A 13730-nucleotide genomic window follows, 5' to 3' on the forward strand; every position below is an offset into this window, starting at 1 on the left:
CCCCCGGGGGGGGGGGGGGGGGGCGCGGCCCCCCCGGGGGGGGGGGCGGCCGGGCCCCCCCCCCCCCCCCCCGGGGGGGGGCCCGGGCCGCGCCCCGCCGCCCCCCCCCCCCGCGTCGTTGTGCCTGGGAGAACGGTGACGCAGCAGGGGGTGCACAGCCATGAAGCGAGTGGTGCTGGAGCGTTTTCCGGCCGGAAGTCCGTGGGGAAGCTGGCCGGCCGAGGAGTACGCCGCCCAGCGCAAGCACGAGGGGATCGCGGCCGAGGTCGTCATGGATCTCGCCAGCGACGCGTTCCTCGTCGTGGTCGGGCAACGGGAGGCGCGTTCCGGTCACTGAGCGGCCCGCCTGCGGATCCGGAGGCGCCGCGCCCCTTGGACTCGCGGGCCCGCTGTCCCACACTGACCCGATGACGCAGCGTGTGGAACTCGCGACGGTGATGGACCGGCTGGCGATCGATGCCGTGGTGACCGGGTACGCGGTGGCGGTGGACGACGGCGACTGGGCGGCGTACCGGGCCCTGTTCACCGCGGCGGGGCGGGCGGACTACAGCTCGGCGGGCGGGATCGAGGGTCCGGTCCACGAGGTCGCGGCGTGGCTGGAGGAGACGATGCGGCTCTTCCCCGTGCGCCAGCACCTGATCGTCAACCGGCGGATCGACCTGGAGACCCTGGACGGCTCGGCCGGTGACCGCGCCGAAGTGAAGGCGGACTTCCTGAATCCGATGCGGCTGGCCGGGGAAGACTCCGATGCCGGCATCACGGCGCCGAACTTCGTGGCCGCCGGGCGCTACACCTTCGTGCTCGCCCGCACCCGCGACGGGTGGCGCCTGACCGGCGTCACGGTCCACGAGAAGTGGCGCCACCTGTCCGCCTGATACGGCTGCCCGCCTGTCCGCCCGGGACCGGCGGCCGCACACTGGAAGCGGAGGCGCGCCATGCTGACCGACCGGCCCCGGTGGTGGCACGCGGTGGCCGCCGTACCGGCCGGGGCACTGCCCGCCCTGTCCTTCCCCGCGCCCGCGCTCTGGTGGTTCGCGTACGTGGCCCTGGTGCCCTGGATGCTGTTGCTGCGCGCGGCGCCGACGGGCCGGCGGGCCGCCCTGATGGGGTGGCTCGGGGGCGCCGGCTTCATCCTGGCGGTCCACCACTGGCTGCTGCCCAGCCTGCACGTGTTCCTCTTCCCGCTGGCCGCGCTGCTCGGCGTGCTGTGGATCCCCTGGGGGCTGCTGGTACGGCGGTTGCTCGGCGGAGCCGTGGCCGCGGGGCGGGCGAGCGCCGCGCTGGTCCTCGTACCGGCGGGCTGGTTGCTGTCGGAGCAGCTGCGGTCGTGGCAGGGGCTCGGCGGGCCGTGGGGGCTGCTCGGGGCGAGCCAGTGGCAGGTGGCGCCGGCGCTGCGGCTGGCCTCCGTGGGCGGGGTGTGGCTGCTCAGCCTGCTGATCGTCGCGGTGAACTGCGCGCTGGTGCTGCTGGTCGCGGCGCCCGCCGCGCGGATCCCGGCGGCGGCCGGGGTGAGCGGATGCGCGCTGCTCACCGGCGCGGTGTGGCTGTGGCTGCCCGGGCCGACCCCCGCCGGTCAGCTGCGGGTGGCGGTCGTACAGATCGGCCCGCAGGGGGCCGCCGCGGGCATCGAGCAGCGGTTCGCCACCGGCGAGCGGCTGACCCGGCAACTGGTCGGGCGGCGCCTCGATCTGGTGGTGTGGGGCGAGAGCAGCGTCGGCGCCGACCTGGCCGCGCGGCCCGACCTGGCCCGGCGGCTCGCGGACCTGTCGGCGCGGGTCGGGGCGCCCCTGCTGGTCAATGTGGACGCGCGGCGCACCGCCGACGGCAGCGGCGGCGCGCCCGGCATCTACAAGAGCGCGGTGCTGGTGGGTCCGCGGGGGCCGACGGGTGAGCGCTACGACAAGATGCGGCTGGTCCCCTTCGGTGAGTACATACCGGCGCGGGCGGTGCTCGGCTGGGTGACCTCGGCGGGCAAGGCGGCCGCGGAGGACCGGCGTCCGGGCAGCGCCCCGGTGGTGATGGAGCTGCCCGGCGCGGCCGCGGGGACGGGGGCGGGCGCGGGGCCGGCGACGGAGGTCCGGATCGGGCCGCTGGTCTGCTTCGAGTCGGCGTTCCCCGACATGAGCCGCCACCTCACCCGCGAGGGCGCGGCCCTGCTGGTCGACCAGTCCTCGACCGCCACCTTCCAGGGCAGCTGGGCCCCGGCGCAGCACGCGTCGCTGGGGGCGCTGCGCGCCGCCGAGAACGGCAGGCCGACGGTGCACGCCACCCTCACCGGCATCAGCGAGGTGCACGGCCCGTCGGGCGAGCTCGTCGGCCCGCCGCTGCCGGGCTCCGCCTCCGCGGCGCAGGTGTACGAGGTGCCGCTGGCCCGGGGCACCACCCTCTACGTGCGCTTCGGCGACTGGCCGGTGGCCGCGGCCCTCGGCGCGCTGGCGGTGTACTGCGCGGGCGAGGGCGTGCGCGCGCTGCGCGGCGGCTCGCTCAGGAGGCCTGTTCCAGAGCCGAGCGCACCACGCGCTCGCACAGCTCGTGGGTGAGCAGGGCGTCCCGGGCACTGAGCGTGCGGCCCGCCGCGACGGCTTCCAGGAAGGCGTCCACGACCTGTTCGATGCCGCGCTGGCGGGCGACCGGCACCCAGTCCCCGCGCCGCCGCGTGGTGGGCTGGCCCTTGTGGTCGATGATCTCGGCCAGATTGACCACCTGCCGCTTGGTGTCCTGCCCGGAGACCTCCAGGACCTCCTCGGTGGAGCCGGAGAGCCGGTTCATGATGCCGAGCGCGGTGAAGCCGGCGCCGGAGAGCTGGAGCACCACCTGGTGCATCAGGCCCTCGCGGACCACGGCCCGTACGTCGACGTGGTCGGCCTCGCCCGGCAGCAGGAAGCGCAGGGTGTCCACGACGTGGATGAAGTCGTCGAGGACCAGGGTGCGGGGGTCCTCGGGCAGGCCGACCCGGTTCTTCTGCATCAGGATCAGCTCGCGCGGGTGGTCGGCGCACTGGACGTAGCCGGGCGCGTGCCGGCGGTTGAAGCCGACGGCCAGCGAGACGCCGCGTTCCTCGGCGAGCTCGACCAGGTGCCGCGAGGCGGCCAACTCGTAGGCGAGCGGCTTGTCCACGTACGTCGCGACCCCGGCCTCCAGGAGCCGCGCGACGATCTCGGGGTGGACCGCGGTCGGGGCGTGCACGAAGGCGGCGTCGAGGCCCTGCGCGAGCAGGTCGTCGAGGTCGGTGTGGCGGCGCTCCGCCGGGACGTGGTGCAGGGCCCCGATCCGGTCCAAGGTGGCCGGCGTGCGGGTCTGCAGATGGAGTTCGACCTCCGGGCGTGCGGTGAGGACGGGCAGGTACGCCTTCCGGGCGATGTCACCGAGTCCGATGCATGCGACCTTCACGGGGTTCCTCCTCGTTCGTTCCGTCCAGTACCGCCCGCAGCTTAATACCTGGTGGGAGGGGCCCCCGTCGGCCAGTATCGGATCATGAGCACTCCTACGACCGACCGCACCGAACCGTCCACCACCGCCAACGAGCGGGACATGCTGGACGGGTGGCTCGACTTCCACCGGGCCACCCTGGCCTGGAAGTGCGCGGGCCTGACCGACGAGCAGTTGCGGCGGACCTCGCTGGAGCCGTCCGGACTGAGCCTGCTGGGGCTCGTACGGCACATGTCGGAGGTGGAGCGGTACTGGTTCCGGGAGATCACCCTGGGCGAGGACCTGGAGGACCTCTACTGCACGGAGGAGGACCCGGACGCCGAGTTCCACCTCACCGAGGAGGACACCTGGGACGAGGCCGAGCAGATCTGGCGCGAGGAGATCGAGCGCGCGCGGCAGGCGGCGGCGGGCCGTTCGCTCGACGCGGTGTCGATCGGGCGCAGCAGCCGCAGCGGTGAGCAGTTCAACCTGCGCTGGGTCTACACCCACATGATCGAGGAGTACGCGCGCCACAACGGGCACGCGGACCTGCTGCGGGAGCACATCGACGGGGCGACGGGCGAGTGACGCGGCCGCGCGGCCGAGTGGCAACCGGCCAGTAGCTGTCACCCGTGCGGGGTGAATATCGCCCGCGGGTTTTCGCAACCGGGTGTTCACACAGCAGAGTTGCGCGGGTGCATCCAACCCGAACCACGACAAAACTGCTCCTCGGAGTCGCCTGTGCGGTCTCGGCCGTTTCCGGCTGCGTGAGCGTGAGTCCCCACGCGCCGCAGCCCGCCGGGGCCGCTTCCGCCGAGCCGCCGCCCCCGCACCAGCAGCACGATCCGCACGGCGGCCCGGGGGCCGCGCCGGTGGTCGTCATGGCCCCCGCCCTGGAGGCGCTGAAGACCGTCCCGGCCGGGCGCGGGCAGCCGCAGGCCGCGGCGGGCGGCGGCGCGGCGCAGCGGAGCACGCCGGGCGGTGCGGCCCGGCCGGAGCGGGGGCCCGCGGACGCGGCGCCCCCGGTGCCGGACATTCCGGAGCCCGCCCGCCCGCCGTCCGGGCCCGCCGTGCGCCACCACGGGCGCGGGCACGGGCACGGCGGCGCGGAGCAGGGGCCGCAGGCGGAGTTGGAGCGGCAGCTGATGCCCGCCCTTCCGGTGCGGCCCGCCGACGTGTGCGCGCTGGGCCGCAGGCACGGCGGCTGGCAGCCGGACAGTCCGGAGGCCAGGATCTGCGGGGGCGTCCACGGCGGTTGATCCGCTGCGGGAGCGACCCGTGCGGGCGCCGCGGGAGCTACTGCTGGCCGGGGAAGGGGGTGGCGCGGGGACCCGCGTCCGGTCCCGTCCCGAGGCGCAGTTCGAGCCGCGAGATGGCCGCCCGTACGCCGTCCCCGTATCCGTCGTCGGCGAGCGCGCCGGTGGCCGCCCTGGCCCGGGCCAGGTGGATCCGGGCCGCCTCGGGGCGGCTCAGCTTGACGTAGTCGGCCGCCAGGTTCAGGTGCAGGGACGGGTAGAAGACCCGCACGGCGGAGTGCGGCTGCGGCAGGGGCAGGGTGATGGGCTCCTGCCGCAGCCCGTCGGCGGCGTTCAGCGCCCGCAGGTCCCAGGCGAGTTCGTCGGCCGGGTCGTCCTGGGCGTCGGCCATGTAGTGCGCGAGGGTGCAGCGGTGGAGGGCGGGGCCCTCCTCGCCGATCTCGTTCCAGATGTCACCGAGACGGTTGCGCGCCTCTTCCCGGTCTCCGGCGTGCAGCAGGATGATCGCCTGGCCGATCCTGGTCATGACGGCGTCCTCCGACGCCTCCTGCTGCTGCTCGGTCAATGCGGCCTCCGGCTTCCTGGTCGGACCCGCTGCGGTCCGATCATCCAGAAGCTAGCCGGAGCGGGCCTCAATGGCGCCGAGGCGCGGTCGGGCGTCAGCCCAGGTTCGGGATCCGCCAGTCGATCGGCTCATGGCCCTGGGCGGCGACGGCCTCGTCGATCTGCGTGAAGGGGCGGGAGCCGAAGAACTTCTTCGCCGACAGCGGCGAGGGGTGGGCGCCCTTGACGACCACGTGGCGCTCCTCGTCGATCAGCGGGAGCTTCTTCTGCGCGTAGGCCCCCCACAGGACGAAGACGGCCGGGTCGGGCCGGGCGGCGACCGCGCGGATCACCGCGTCGGTGAACTTCTCCCAGCCCTTGCCCTTGTGCGAGTTGGGCTCGGCCTCGCGGACGGTCAGCACCGCATTGAGCAGCAGGACGCCCTGCTCGGCCCACGGCATCAGGTAGCCGTTGTCCGGGACGGGCAGGTCCAGCTCCTCCTTCATCTCCTTGTAGATGTTGCGCAGGGAGGGCGGGGTCCGCACGCCGGGCTGTACCGAGAAGCACAGCCCGTGGCCCTGGCCGGCGCCGTGGTAGGGGTCCTGGCCGAGCACCAGCACCTTCACCTGGTCGAAGGGCGTGGCCTCCAGCGCCGCGAAGACCTGCTCGCGCGGCGGGTAGACCGGTCCTTCGGCCCGCTCCTTCTCCACGAACTCCAGGAGTTCGCTGAAGTAGGGCTTGTCCAGTTCCTCACCGAGGACGGGCAGCCAGGACTCGGGCAGCAGCTGGGTCACGTCGACAACCTCCGGTACGCGTTCGTGCAACTGCTCCAGAACCTACCGGCACCCACTGACAACGGACCCGGCCGCCCCGTTCCCGCGCTACCAGCTGGTCTTGCGGGACAGCTCCCACATCTGCATGGCGGTCTGCGGGTCCAGCGCCCGCTCCCCGCCGGCGATGTCGTCGCGCGCGGCGACGTACAGCTTGCCCTGCCACAGGGGCAGCAACCGGACGTCCTCGGAGAAGATCTGCTGCGCCCGCTCGAACTCGCGCGTGACCGCCGAGCGGTCGCTCTCGCGCCGGGACTTGGGGAGCAGGTCGGTGAGGATCTCGGGGTTCTCGTAGGGGGTGCCGACCGCGTTCTCCTTGCCGACGAACGGCGCGATGAAGTTGTCGGGGTCCGGGAAGTCGGGGAACCAGCCGCGGCCGAAGACCGGGTACTCGCCGCCCTTGTAGCCCTCCTGGAATTCCTTCCAGGGCTTGCCGCGCAGGGTGATGTTGAAGAGGCCGCTCGCGTCCAGCTGGCGCTTGAGCTCGGCGAACTCCGGCGCGGTGGAGGAGCCGTAGCGGTCGGTGGTGTACCAGAAGGTGAGCGGCACCGGGGTCGCGATGTCCGCCTTCTGGAGGAGCTTCTTGGCCTTGTCGACGTCCGGCTGGCCGAAGCGGTCGTAGAAGGGCGTCTTGTGGCCCACGACGCCCTTGGGGACCATCGAGTACAGCGGTTCCGCGGTGCCCTGGTAGACCTTGGCGACGAGCGCTCCGCGGTCGACGACCTGGGCGATGGCCTCGCGGACGGGGAGCTTGGCGACCGCCGGGTCCTTCGGGTTGAAGACCAGGTAGCGGATCTCGGCGCCGACGTTGTCGACGACCTGGATGCCCGCGGCGTGCGAGGCGGGGCTCTGCAGGTCCTTGATCTCGTCCGCGGAGAGGCCGCGGTAGGTCGCGTCGATCTCCTTGTCCTTGAGCGCCGCGACCATCTTCTTGGAGTCCGGGAAGTAGCGGATGGTCACGCCGTTGTTCTTGTTCTGCGCGAAGCCCTGGTAGTTGCCGTAGTTGCTCAGGACCGCCTCGGAGTTCTCCTTGTAGGAGTCGAGGACGTAGGGCCCGGAGCCGGTGACCTTGCCGTCCTTGCGGACCTTGTCGGCCGGGTACTCGTTGGGGGCCACGAGCGAGGCGGCGGGCGAGCCGAGCACGAAGGGGAAGGTCGCGTCGGGGGTCTTCAGCTGGAAGACGACCGTCAGCGGGTCCGGGGTCTCGATGCGGTCGAGGCTGCCGAAGAGGTCCTTGGGGCCGACCTTGGAGCCGATCTTGCGGATCCGGTCGAGGGAGTGCTTGACGGCCTTGGCGTCGAGCGCCTCGCCGTCGGAGAACTTCAGGCCCTTGCGCAGGGTGCAGCGGTAGGCCTCGTTGGCGGAGTCGGTGAACTCGCAGCTCTGCGCGGCGTCGGGCTGCGGTTTGGTACTTCCCGTGGGAAATGCCAGGAGTGTCTGATAAACGTTCCGGTAAAGCTCCCACGAGCCGTCCCAGGCCGCCGCGGGATCGAGGGTGCTCGGCGCGCTCGTCGTACCCACGACGATTCTTTTTGTCTGATCTGCGCTCGAATCCGAAATCAGCCCGCAGCCGGCGAGCAGGGATATGGACGCAAGGGCCGCAGTGATCTGCAGGCATCTGGTCCGGTTGAACACGTGCACGCTCCTCGATCGGCCAGGGGTGCGGCAGACCCTACCGCAGTGCCCCACGGATCCAATAAGGAGGTTCCGTGGGGCACTTGACCGGTTCCGTGCATATTCGATACGCATTTACCACCCGGTCGGGAGCGCATCCGTCCGGTTATCGGTCAGCCGACTCCGGCATTCAGAAAAATTCCTCCGTCGACGACCAGAGTCTGCCCGGTAATCCATTCCGCTTGCGCCGAGGTGAGGAATGCGGCGGCGCCGCCGATGTCCGAGGGCACGCCGAGCCGACCGAGCGGATAGGCCGCCGCCGCCTCCTGCTCGCGCCCCTCGTAGAGGGCCTGCGCGAACTTCGTCTTGACCACCGCCGGCGCGATGGCGTTCACCCGGACCCCGGGGGCCATCTCGTGGGCGAGCTGGAGGGTCAGGTTGATCATCGCGGCCTTGCTCATCCCGTACGCCCCGATGAAGGGCGAGGCGGAGACGCCGGCGATGGATGCGATGTTCACGATCGCGCCGCCGTGGTCCTTCTGCCAGGCGTGCCAGGTCCGCTGGGCGAAGCCGAGCGCCGAGATCACGTTCGTCTCGAAGACCTTGCGGGCGACCCCGAGGTCCAGGTCCGCGATCGGCCCGAAGACCGGATTGGTGCCCGCGTTGTTCACGAGGAAGTCGACCCGGCCGAAGGCCTCCATCGTGCGCTCGACGGCGACCGCCTGGTGCTCCTCGTCGTGCGCCTTGCCCGCGACCCCGATCACCCGGTCCGCGCCGAGCCGCTCGACGGCCTCCTTGAGGGTGTCCTCGTTGCGGCCGGTGATGCAGACCCGGTCGCCGCGGGCGACCAGGGCCTCCGCGACGCCGTAGCCGATGCCCCGGCTGGCTCCGGTGATCAGCGCGACCTTGCCGCTGTCGATGCCGTTGTACGTCATGACGTACGCCCTGCCTCTCGTCAGTTGAGGGGGCCGCCGGCCACGTACATGACCTGGCCCGAGACGAAGCCCGCGGCCTCGCCGGTGAAGAAGGCGATGGCGTTGGCGATGTCCTCCGGACGGCCGACGCGCTGCACGGGGATCTGGGTGGCGGCGGCGGCCTGGAACTCCTCGAAGCCCATGCCGATGCGGGCGGCCGTCTGCGCGGTCATCTCGGTGACGATGAACCCGGGGGCCACGGCGTTGGCCGTGACGCCGAACTTGCCGAGCTCGAAGGCCAGCGTCTTGGTGAAGCCCTGGAGTCCCGCCTTGGCAGCCGCGTAGTTGGCCTGGCCGCGGTTGCCCAGGGCCGAGCTGCTGGAGAGGTTGACGATGCGGCCGAACTTGGCCTCCACCATGTACTTCTGACAGGCGCGGGCCATCAGGAACGCACCGCGCAGGTGCACGTTCATGACGGTGTCCCAGTCGGTGTCGCTCATCTTGAAGAGCAGGTTGTCGCGGAGCACGCCCGCGTTGTTGACCAGGACGGTCGGCGCGCCGAGCGTGCTCGCGACCCGCTCCACCGCCGCCTCCACCTGGGCACTGTCCGACACGTCGCAGCCGATCGCGACGGCCTTGCCGCCCGCGGCCGTGATCGCCTCCACGGTGTCCTTGCAGGAGTCCTCGTCGAGGTCGAGGACGGCGACGGCCCGGCCCTCCGCGGCCAGGCGCACGGCGGTGGCCGCGCCGATGCCCCGGGCCGCCCCGGTGACGATGGCGACGCGCTGCTCGGTGGTGGACATGCTGGTTCTCCTCGCGCTGGGGATGCCCTGTCGGCGGCGCCCCCCCCTGGGTGAGCAACCGCTTAGTAGCTTCGGCTGAAGAGACGCTAGGAGCCCCGGCACCCGGTGTCAACGCCACCGGGCGCCGGGGCTCCTGGTGCCGTGACCGGAACCCACCGGGCGCGGTCAGTACACCAGCAGCTCCAACAGCCGGGCCAGCTCCGCCTCCGGGTCGGCCGTCAGCCCGGTGTGCACCGGACCGGGCTGCACGACGGTGCTGCGCGGGGCGATCAGCCAGCGGAAGCGCCGCCCGGCGTCATCGCCCGCGGCCTGCCCGGCGGCGTCGCCGCCCGCGCACACGCCCGCGACCCCGCGCAGGGCGGCCCGCACACCGGCCACATCGGCCTTCGGGTCCAGGGCGAGGAGCTTCGCCTCGTCCAGGTGGACGCGCGCGGCGACGTACGAGTGCGCCCGGCAGTAGAGGATGACCCCGGCGTTGAAGCACTCCCCGCGCTCCATCCGGGGCACCACGCGCACCAGCGCGTATTCGAACACGTACCGCTCGGTCACCGGCTGTCGCTCTTCTTGTCGTGGGGCAGGGGGGCAAGGCGTTCGGCGAGCCAGCCGGGAGGGCCGCTGCGAGCCTTCACCTCGGCCTCCATGGTGATCCGCTCGTGGATCGTCGCGGCGCGCGGCAGCAGGGCGTCCACGTAGGCGCGGCGCACGGCGTCGGTGGACTCGAAGCCCGGCTCGTCGACCAGCCACTCGTCCGGGACGTCGGCCGCGACCTCGGTGAGCAGCTCCCGCGTGACGAGGGGGGCCAGCTCGGCGGCGGCAGCCGCGATGTCCGGGCCGACCGGGGCCAGGACGTGGTCGGAGGCGTTGTACGGCTTGGCCGCCGCGGCGGCCGCGGTCGGCCAGTTGTGGTGCCAGATCATCGTGGCGCCGTGGTCGATGAGCCACAGGTCACCGTGCCAGACCAACATGTTCGGGTTGCGCCAGGACCGGTCGACGTTGTTGATCAGGGCGTCGAACCAGACGACGCGGCCCGCCTCGGCCGGATCCACCTGGTAGGCCAGCGGGTCGAAGCCGATCGACCCGGGCAGGTAGTCCATCCCGAGGTTGAGTCCGCCGCTGGCCTTGAGCAGCTCCTGGACCTCCTGGTCGGGCTCGCCGAGCCCGATGACGGGGTCGAGCTGCATCTGCACCAGCGGTGGGACGCGCAGCCCCAGCCGCTGGGCCAGGCGCCCGCAGACGACTTCGGCGACCAGGGTCTTGCGGCCCTGGCCGGCTCCGGTGAACTTCATGACGTATGTGCCGAGATCGTCGGCCTCGACGATCCCCGGCAGCGAGCCGCCCTCACGCAAGGGCGTGACGTAGCGGGTCGCGATCACTTCTGTGAGCATTTTCCCAGGCTATCCGGCGACCGGGATTCACATCCGAGGCGTATGCGCTCAGGCCCCGTGACGACTCGGGTCGCCGTGCACGGTGATGTCCCCGACCGTGCCGGTGTTCGTGATGTTCAAGCCTCCGGAGTTGGCGGAGAAGGCCGATCCGGTTCCGACCGCCGCTGTGCCCTGTGACGGTGCGTCCGGTGACATGGCCTGGAGGTGCGCGACGAGGGCCCGCATCTCTCGGATCGCGTCCGGCCGCTCTTCCAGCAGGTCGGTGAGCCGGGTTCGCCAGACGAGCAGCAACGCCTCCCGCACCTGATCCCGGCGCTGCTCCCCGGCGCCTTCCAACTGTGCCGCGACCTCGTCGATCCGGGTGGCCACGATGCGTTCCCGCTCGGCCTCACCACGTCCGAACAGTCGCGTGAATCCGGCCCGGGCTCCCTGCCAGGCATCGGTCGCAACGGCGTTGAGCAGCGCCAGCGCTCCGGCCGATGCCAGTTCGGTGATCAGCTCGCCGGACATGGTGTCCCCTCACTCGACGGAGTCGACTATCACACAACTGCCGTATCGCGACAAGGAATTGCATCGACCGGACGCATGATCGAGTTCGGCACGGCAACAGCCGCCCGAAGCCGAGGCGTTTCCCTGAGAGCCGGCAGGGGTATCGGGCGCACGTGGGGGAATCGGCGAACGGAAGCCTGACCGGTCTCTGGCTGGGCGATGACAAGGCCATTTACTACGTGCGCCATCATCTCGGGAGGATCTGGTGGATCGGCCTGAGCGCGGACTCGCCGCTCGGCGCCGACGAGTTTCATCCCGGCGTCAGATTCGCCAATGTGTTCTGCGGCCGCATGGCGGGCGACATCGTTCTCGGCGAATGGGCCGATACTCCGCGTGGTGGCATGCCACAGAACGGCATCATCGATCTGGTGGTCGACTCGGACTCGCAGATGCGAGCCGTGCATGAGGTCGGAGGGTTCGGCGGGCGGCTGTGGCGCCGAGTCGAAAAGCCGCACCAGATCAGTGTGACGGAGCGGATCGCCGATTTCGATCGCATCGGTTCGAAGCGCGGCAGGGTCTACGCCGAGACCGCGGTTGTTCAGGGCACGGTGGTGACGGAACCGTTCATGCTCGACGGTGACATCGTTCTGTCCGTAAGGCCGGACCAAGCGCTGTCGCGTTTGCCGGGGGCGCCGTCGGCCCGGCTGGCTGATCAGCCGTTGCAGTGCCGGATTCCGGATGTCACCGGTTCATCCTTCCTTCCGGGCTGGAAACAACGTGACGGAAACAGCGTGCTGTTCAGTAATGGGCAGCCTGTGAACGGTGGTGTCAGCGTGGCATCCGATGGTTCCGTCCGGATTCTTGACCGGAGGATCACGCCGGGCACAGAAATCCGAGTCTCCGGTTTCCTCTCGGCTCAGCAAGAGGAACCCGAGCGCCGAGCTGATGCTCCGTTCGATGACGAGGCCCTGCTCCTCGGCCCTGTGTACTCGCTCGACATCGTCGAACCGATTGCTCGCGGAACCCTCACCGGTACGTGGGCGGGGGACGACCATGGCACCTACTATCTCCGCCAAGTCGGCAGCACACTGTGGTGGATGGGACTGAGCCATGATCAGGGCCGATCGTTCAGCAACATGTTCTGCGGCGCCATCCTTCGAAATGGCGGCGGGACCGAAGTGATCGGGGATCTGGTCGACCTACCACTGGGCGAGCGCCAGGATTCCTCTCGCATCACCTTGCGCGTGTCGGAGAATACGATGCTGACGGCGACGGGAGGGTCGGCGACGCGGTGGAGCAAGCTGTCGGACACCTTTCGATGAACGCGTCATCGCCACGCCAGCACCCTCGATGTCCTCACCGGAAGGATGCAGCCGAGAATGGCACATGTCCTCGTCACCGGCTCCGCCGGCTTCATCGGCGGGTATCTCGTGCAACAGCTCCTCGCCGACGGTCACGATGTGGTCGGGCTGGACGACTACTCCAAGTACGGCCCGGTCACCCGCTCTTACGACCGCCACCCCCGGTACCGGCTGGTCGAGGGAGACGCATCCGACGTCACCGTCGTCGAGGAGCTACTGAGGGACCGCGACCACCTGATCGCCGGTGCGGCCCTGATCGGTGGCATCTCCTACTTCCACACCTATCCCTATGACCTGCTCGCCGCCAACGAACGGATCATCGCGAGCACTTGCGACGCGGCGATCCGCGCCCACCGGTCCGGCCGGCTGCGCAAGGTCACCTACATCTCGTCGTCGATGGTCTTCGAGTCCACGGACCACTGGCCATCGCGCGAGGGGGACCAACTGGCGGTCCCCCCGCCGCGCTCCTCCTACGGGTTCCAGAAACTGGCCACCGAGTACTTCGCGCGGGCCGCCTGGGACCAGTACGGCCTGCCCTACACCATCGTCCGACCGTTCAACTGCGTCGGGGTGGGCGAGATCCGCGCACTCGCCCAGGCCACCTGCTCGTCCGGCACCATCAAGCTCGCCATGTCCCACGTGGTGTCGGATCTCGTACAGAAGATCGTCAAGGGGCAGCACCCGCTGCGCATCCTGGGCGACGGCCGACAGGTCCGGCACTACACCTACGGCGGCGACCTGGCCCGCGGAATCGTCCTGGCGATGGAGCACGAGTCGGCGACGAACGAGGACTTCAACCTCTCGACCGCCGAGTCGACGACGGTACTCGACCTCGCCGAACGCATCTGGTCGAGACTGAGGCCCGGCGTGCCGTTCGAGGTCGTGAACGACCCCGCCTTCGAGCACGACGTCCAGAAGCGGATACCCGACGTGTCGAAGGCGCGCGATCTGCTCGGCTTCACGGCCGGGGTGAGCCTCGACGAGATGCTCGACGAGGTCGTCCCATGGGTGGTCGGCGCGGTCGAAGCCGGCCGACTGTAGGAAGACGGAGTGAACATGAAGGTTCCGGCCATGAGCACGGGTTCGGCGGCAACAGCCGCCGGCTTCCGTCGAGCGTGCGGGCTCGC

At 70.9% G+C, this 13730-nt stretch carries 16 protein-coding genes; 7 read left to right on the top strand and 9 right to left on the bottom strand.

What is annotated here, in order from left to right; all coding sequences use genetic code 11:
* Positions 1–160 precede the first annotated feature (160 nt).
* The 3 genes from ACIBEA_RS08135 (at position 161) to lnt (ending at position 2540) form a co-directional block, all read left to right on the top strand.
* Entirely contained in the window at positions 161–337 is a 177-nt protein-coding gene (locus ACIBEA_RS08135; RefSeq protein WP_399258980.1) for a hypothetical protein, read from the top strand.
* Between the two features lie 70 nt (positions 338–407).
* Entirely contained in the window at positions 408–875 is a 468-nt protein-coding gene (locus tag ACIBEA_RS08140; RefSeq protein ID WP_399258981.1) for a nuclear transport factor 2 family protein, read from the top strand.
* A gap of 60 nt (positions 876–935) precedes the next feature.
* The gene (gene lnt / locus ACIBEA_RS08145) at positions 936–2540 is read left to right on the top strand and encodes an apolipoprotein N-acyltransferase (RefSeq protein ID WP_399258982.1); all 1605 of its coding nucleotides are present in this window, start codon (positions 936–938) and stop codon (positions 2538–2540) included.
* Here lnt and ACIBEA_RS08150 read toward each other — a convergent pair.
* A complete protein-coding gene (locus ACIBEA_RS08150) occupies positions 2485–3390 on the bottom strand; it encodes a Gfo/Idh/MocA family protein (protein ID WP_399258983.1) in 906 nt (301 codons plus the stop codon). The genes lnt and ACIBEA_RS08150 overlap by 56 nt on opposite strands.
* Positions 3391–3474: 84 nt before the next feature.
* On the opposite strand from ACIBEA_RS08150, the gene ACIBEA_RS08155 reads away from it, so the two are divergent.
* Both ACIBEA_RS08155 and ACIBEA_RS08160 read left to right on the top strand, forming a co-directional pair.
* Positions 3475–3996, top strand: a complete 522-nt coding sequence (locus tag ACIBEA_RS08155) for a DinB family protein (protein ID WP_399258984.1) — start codon at positions 3475–3477, stop codon at positions 3994–3996.
* 185 nt (positions 3997–4181) lie between these two features.
* Positions 4182–4667: a hypothetical protein gene (locus ACIBEA_RS08160; RefSeq protein WP_399258985.1), complete on the top strand. Its 486-nt coding sequence runs from the start codon at positions 4182–4184 to the stop codon at positions 4665–4667.
* 37 nt (positions 4668–4704) lie between these two features.
* Here the strand turns inward: ACIBEA_RS08160 and ACIBEA_RS08165 are convergent, their stop codons facing one another.
* The 8 genes from ACIBEA_RS08165 to ACIBEA_RS08200 form a co-directional block, all read right to left on the bottom strand.
* Positions 4705–5190, bottom strand: coding sequence for a hypothetical protein (locus ACIBEA_RS08165; protein ID WP_399259075.1), 486 nt, complete (start codon positions 5188–5190; stop codon positions 4705–4707).
* A gap of 133 nt (positions 5191–5323) precedes the next feature.
* Positions 5324–6001: a uracil-DNA glycosylase gene (locus ACIBEA_RS08170; protein WP_399258986.1), complete on the bottom strand. Its 678-nt coding sequence runs from the start codon at positions 5999–6001 to the stop codon at positions 5324–5326.
* 87 nt (positions 6002–6088) lie between these two features.
* Positions 6089–7672, bottom strand: a complete 1584-nt coding sequence (locus ACIBEA_RS08175) for an ABC transporter substrate-binding protein (protein ID WP_399258987.1) — start codon at positions 7670–7672, stop codon at positions 6089–6091.
* Between the two features lie 152 nt (positions 7673–7824).
* Positions 7825–8586, bottom strand: coding sequence for an SDR family oxidoreductase (locus ACIBEA_RS08180; RefSeq protein WP_354381997.1), 762 nt, complete (start codon positions 8584–8586; stop codon positions 7825–7827).
* 20 nt (positions 8587–8606) lie between these two features.
* Positions 8607–9368: a 3-oxoacyl-ACP reductase FabG gene (fabG, locus tag ACIBEA_RS08185; RefSeq protein WP_399258988.1), complete on the bottom strand. Its 762-nt coding sequence runs from the start codon at positions 9366–9368 to the stop codon at positions 8607–8609.
* Between the two features lie 165 nt (positions 9369–9533).
* On the bottom strand, positions 9534–9917 hold the full coding sequence (locus ACIBEA_RS08190) for a DUF3037 domain-containing protein (protein WP_399258989.1): 384 nt from the start codon (positions 9915–9917) through the stop codon (positions 9534–9536).
* Positions 9914–10753, bottom strand: a complete 840-nt coding sequence (locus ACIBEA_RS08195; RefSeq protein ID WP_399258990.1) for a HipA family kinase — start codon at positions 10751–10753, stop codon at positions 9914–9916. The genes ACIBEA_RS08190 and ACIBEA_RS08195 overlap by 4 nt, the downstream gene beginning before the upstream one ends.
* Positions 10754–10801: 48 nt before the next feature.
* A complete protein-coding gene (locus tag ACIBEA_RS08200; RefSeq protein ID WP_399258991.1) occupies positions 10802–11263 on the bottom strand; it encodes a hypothetical protein in 462 nt (153 codons plus the stop codon).
* Positions 11264–11415: 152 nt separating this feature from the next.
* On the opposite strand from ACIBEA_RS08200, the gene ACIBEA_RS08205 reads away from it, so the two are divergent.
* Together ACIBEA_RS08205 and ACIBEA_RS08210 are read left to right on the top strand one after the other, a co-directional pair.
* Positions 11416–12564, top strand: coding sequence for a hypothetical protein (locus tag ACIBEA_RS08205; protein ID WP_399258992.1), 1149 nt, complete (start codon positions 11416–11418; stop codon positions 12562–12564).
* A gap of 57 nt (positions 12565–12621) precedes the next feature.
* A complete protein-coding gene (locus ACIBEA_RS08210) occupies positions 12622–13644 on the top strand; it encodes an NAD-dependent epimerase/dehydratase family protein (RefSeq protein WP_399258993.1) in 1023 nt (340 codons plus the stop codon).
* Positions 13645–13730: the final 86 nt, after the last annotated feature.

Source organism: Streptomyces sp. NPDC051555, assembly GCF_044454405.1.
GTDB lineage: Bacteria > Actinomycetota > Actinomycetes > Streptomycetales > Streptomycetaceae > Streptomyces.

Excerpts from the sequence above, each read along its gene's own strand:
- ACIBEA_RS08135 (WP_399258980.1), top strand. The coding sequence starts at position 161 with ATGAAGCGAGTGGTGCTGGAGCGTTTTCCGGCCGGAAGTCCGTGGGGA.
- ACIBEA_RS08140 (WP_399258981.1), top strand. The coding sequence starts at position 408 with ATGACGCAGCGTGTGGAACTCGCGACGGTGATGGACCGGCTGGCGATC.
- lnt (WP_399258982.1), top strand. The coding sequence starts at position 936 with ATGCTGACCGACCGGCCCCGGTGGTGGCACGCGGTGGCCGCCGTACCG.
- ACIBEA_RS08155 (WP_399258984.1), top strand. The coding sequence starts at position 3,475 with ATGAGCACTCCTACGACCGACCGCACCGAACCGTCCACCACCGCCAAC.
- ACIBEA_RS08165 (WP_399259075.1), bottom strand. The coding sequence starts at position 5,190 with ATGACCAGGATCGGCCAGGCGATCATCCTGCTGCACGCCGGAGACCGG.
- ACIBEA_RS08180 (WP_354381997.1), bottom strand. The coding sequence starts at position 8,586 with ATGACGTACAACGGCATCGACAGCGGCAAGGTCGCGCTGATCACCGGA.
- fabG (WP_399258988.1), bottom strand. The coding sequence starts at position 9,368 with ATGTCCACCACCGAGCAGCGCGTCGCCATCGTCACCGGGGCGGCCCGG.
- ACIBEA_RS08195 (WP_399258990.1), bottom strand. The coding sequence starts at position 10,753 with ATGCTCACAGAAGTGATCGCGACCCGCTACGTCACGCCCTTGCGTGAG.
- ACIBEA_RS08200 (WP_399258991.1), bottom strand. The coding sequence starts at position 11,263 with ATGTCCGGCGAGCTGATCACCGAACTGGCATCGGCCGGAGCGCTGGCG.
- ACIBEA_RS08210 (WP_399258993.1), top strand. The coding sequence starts at position 12,622 with ATGGCACATGTCCTCGTCACCGGCTCCGCCGGCTTCATCGGCGGGTAT.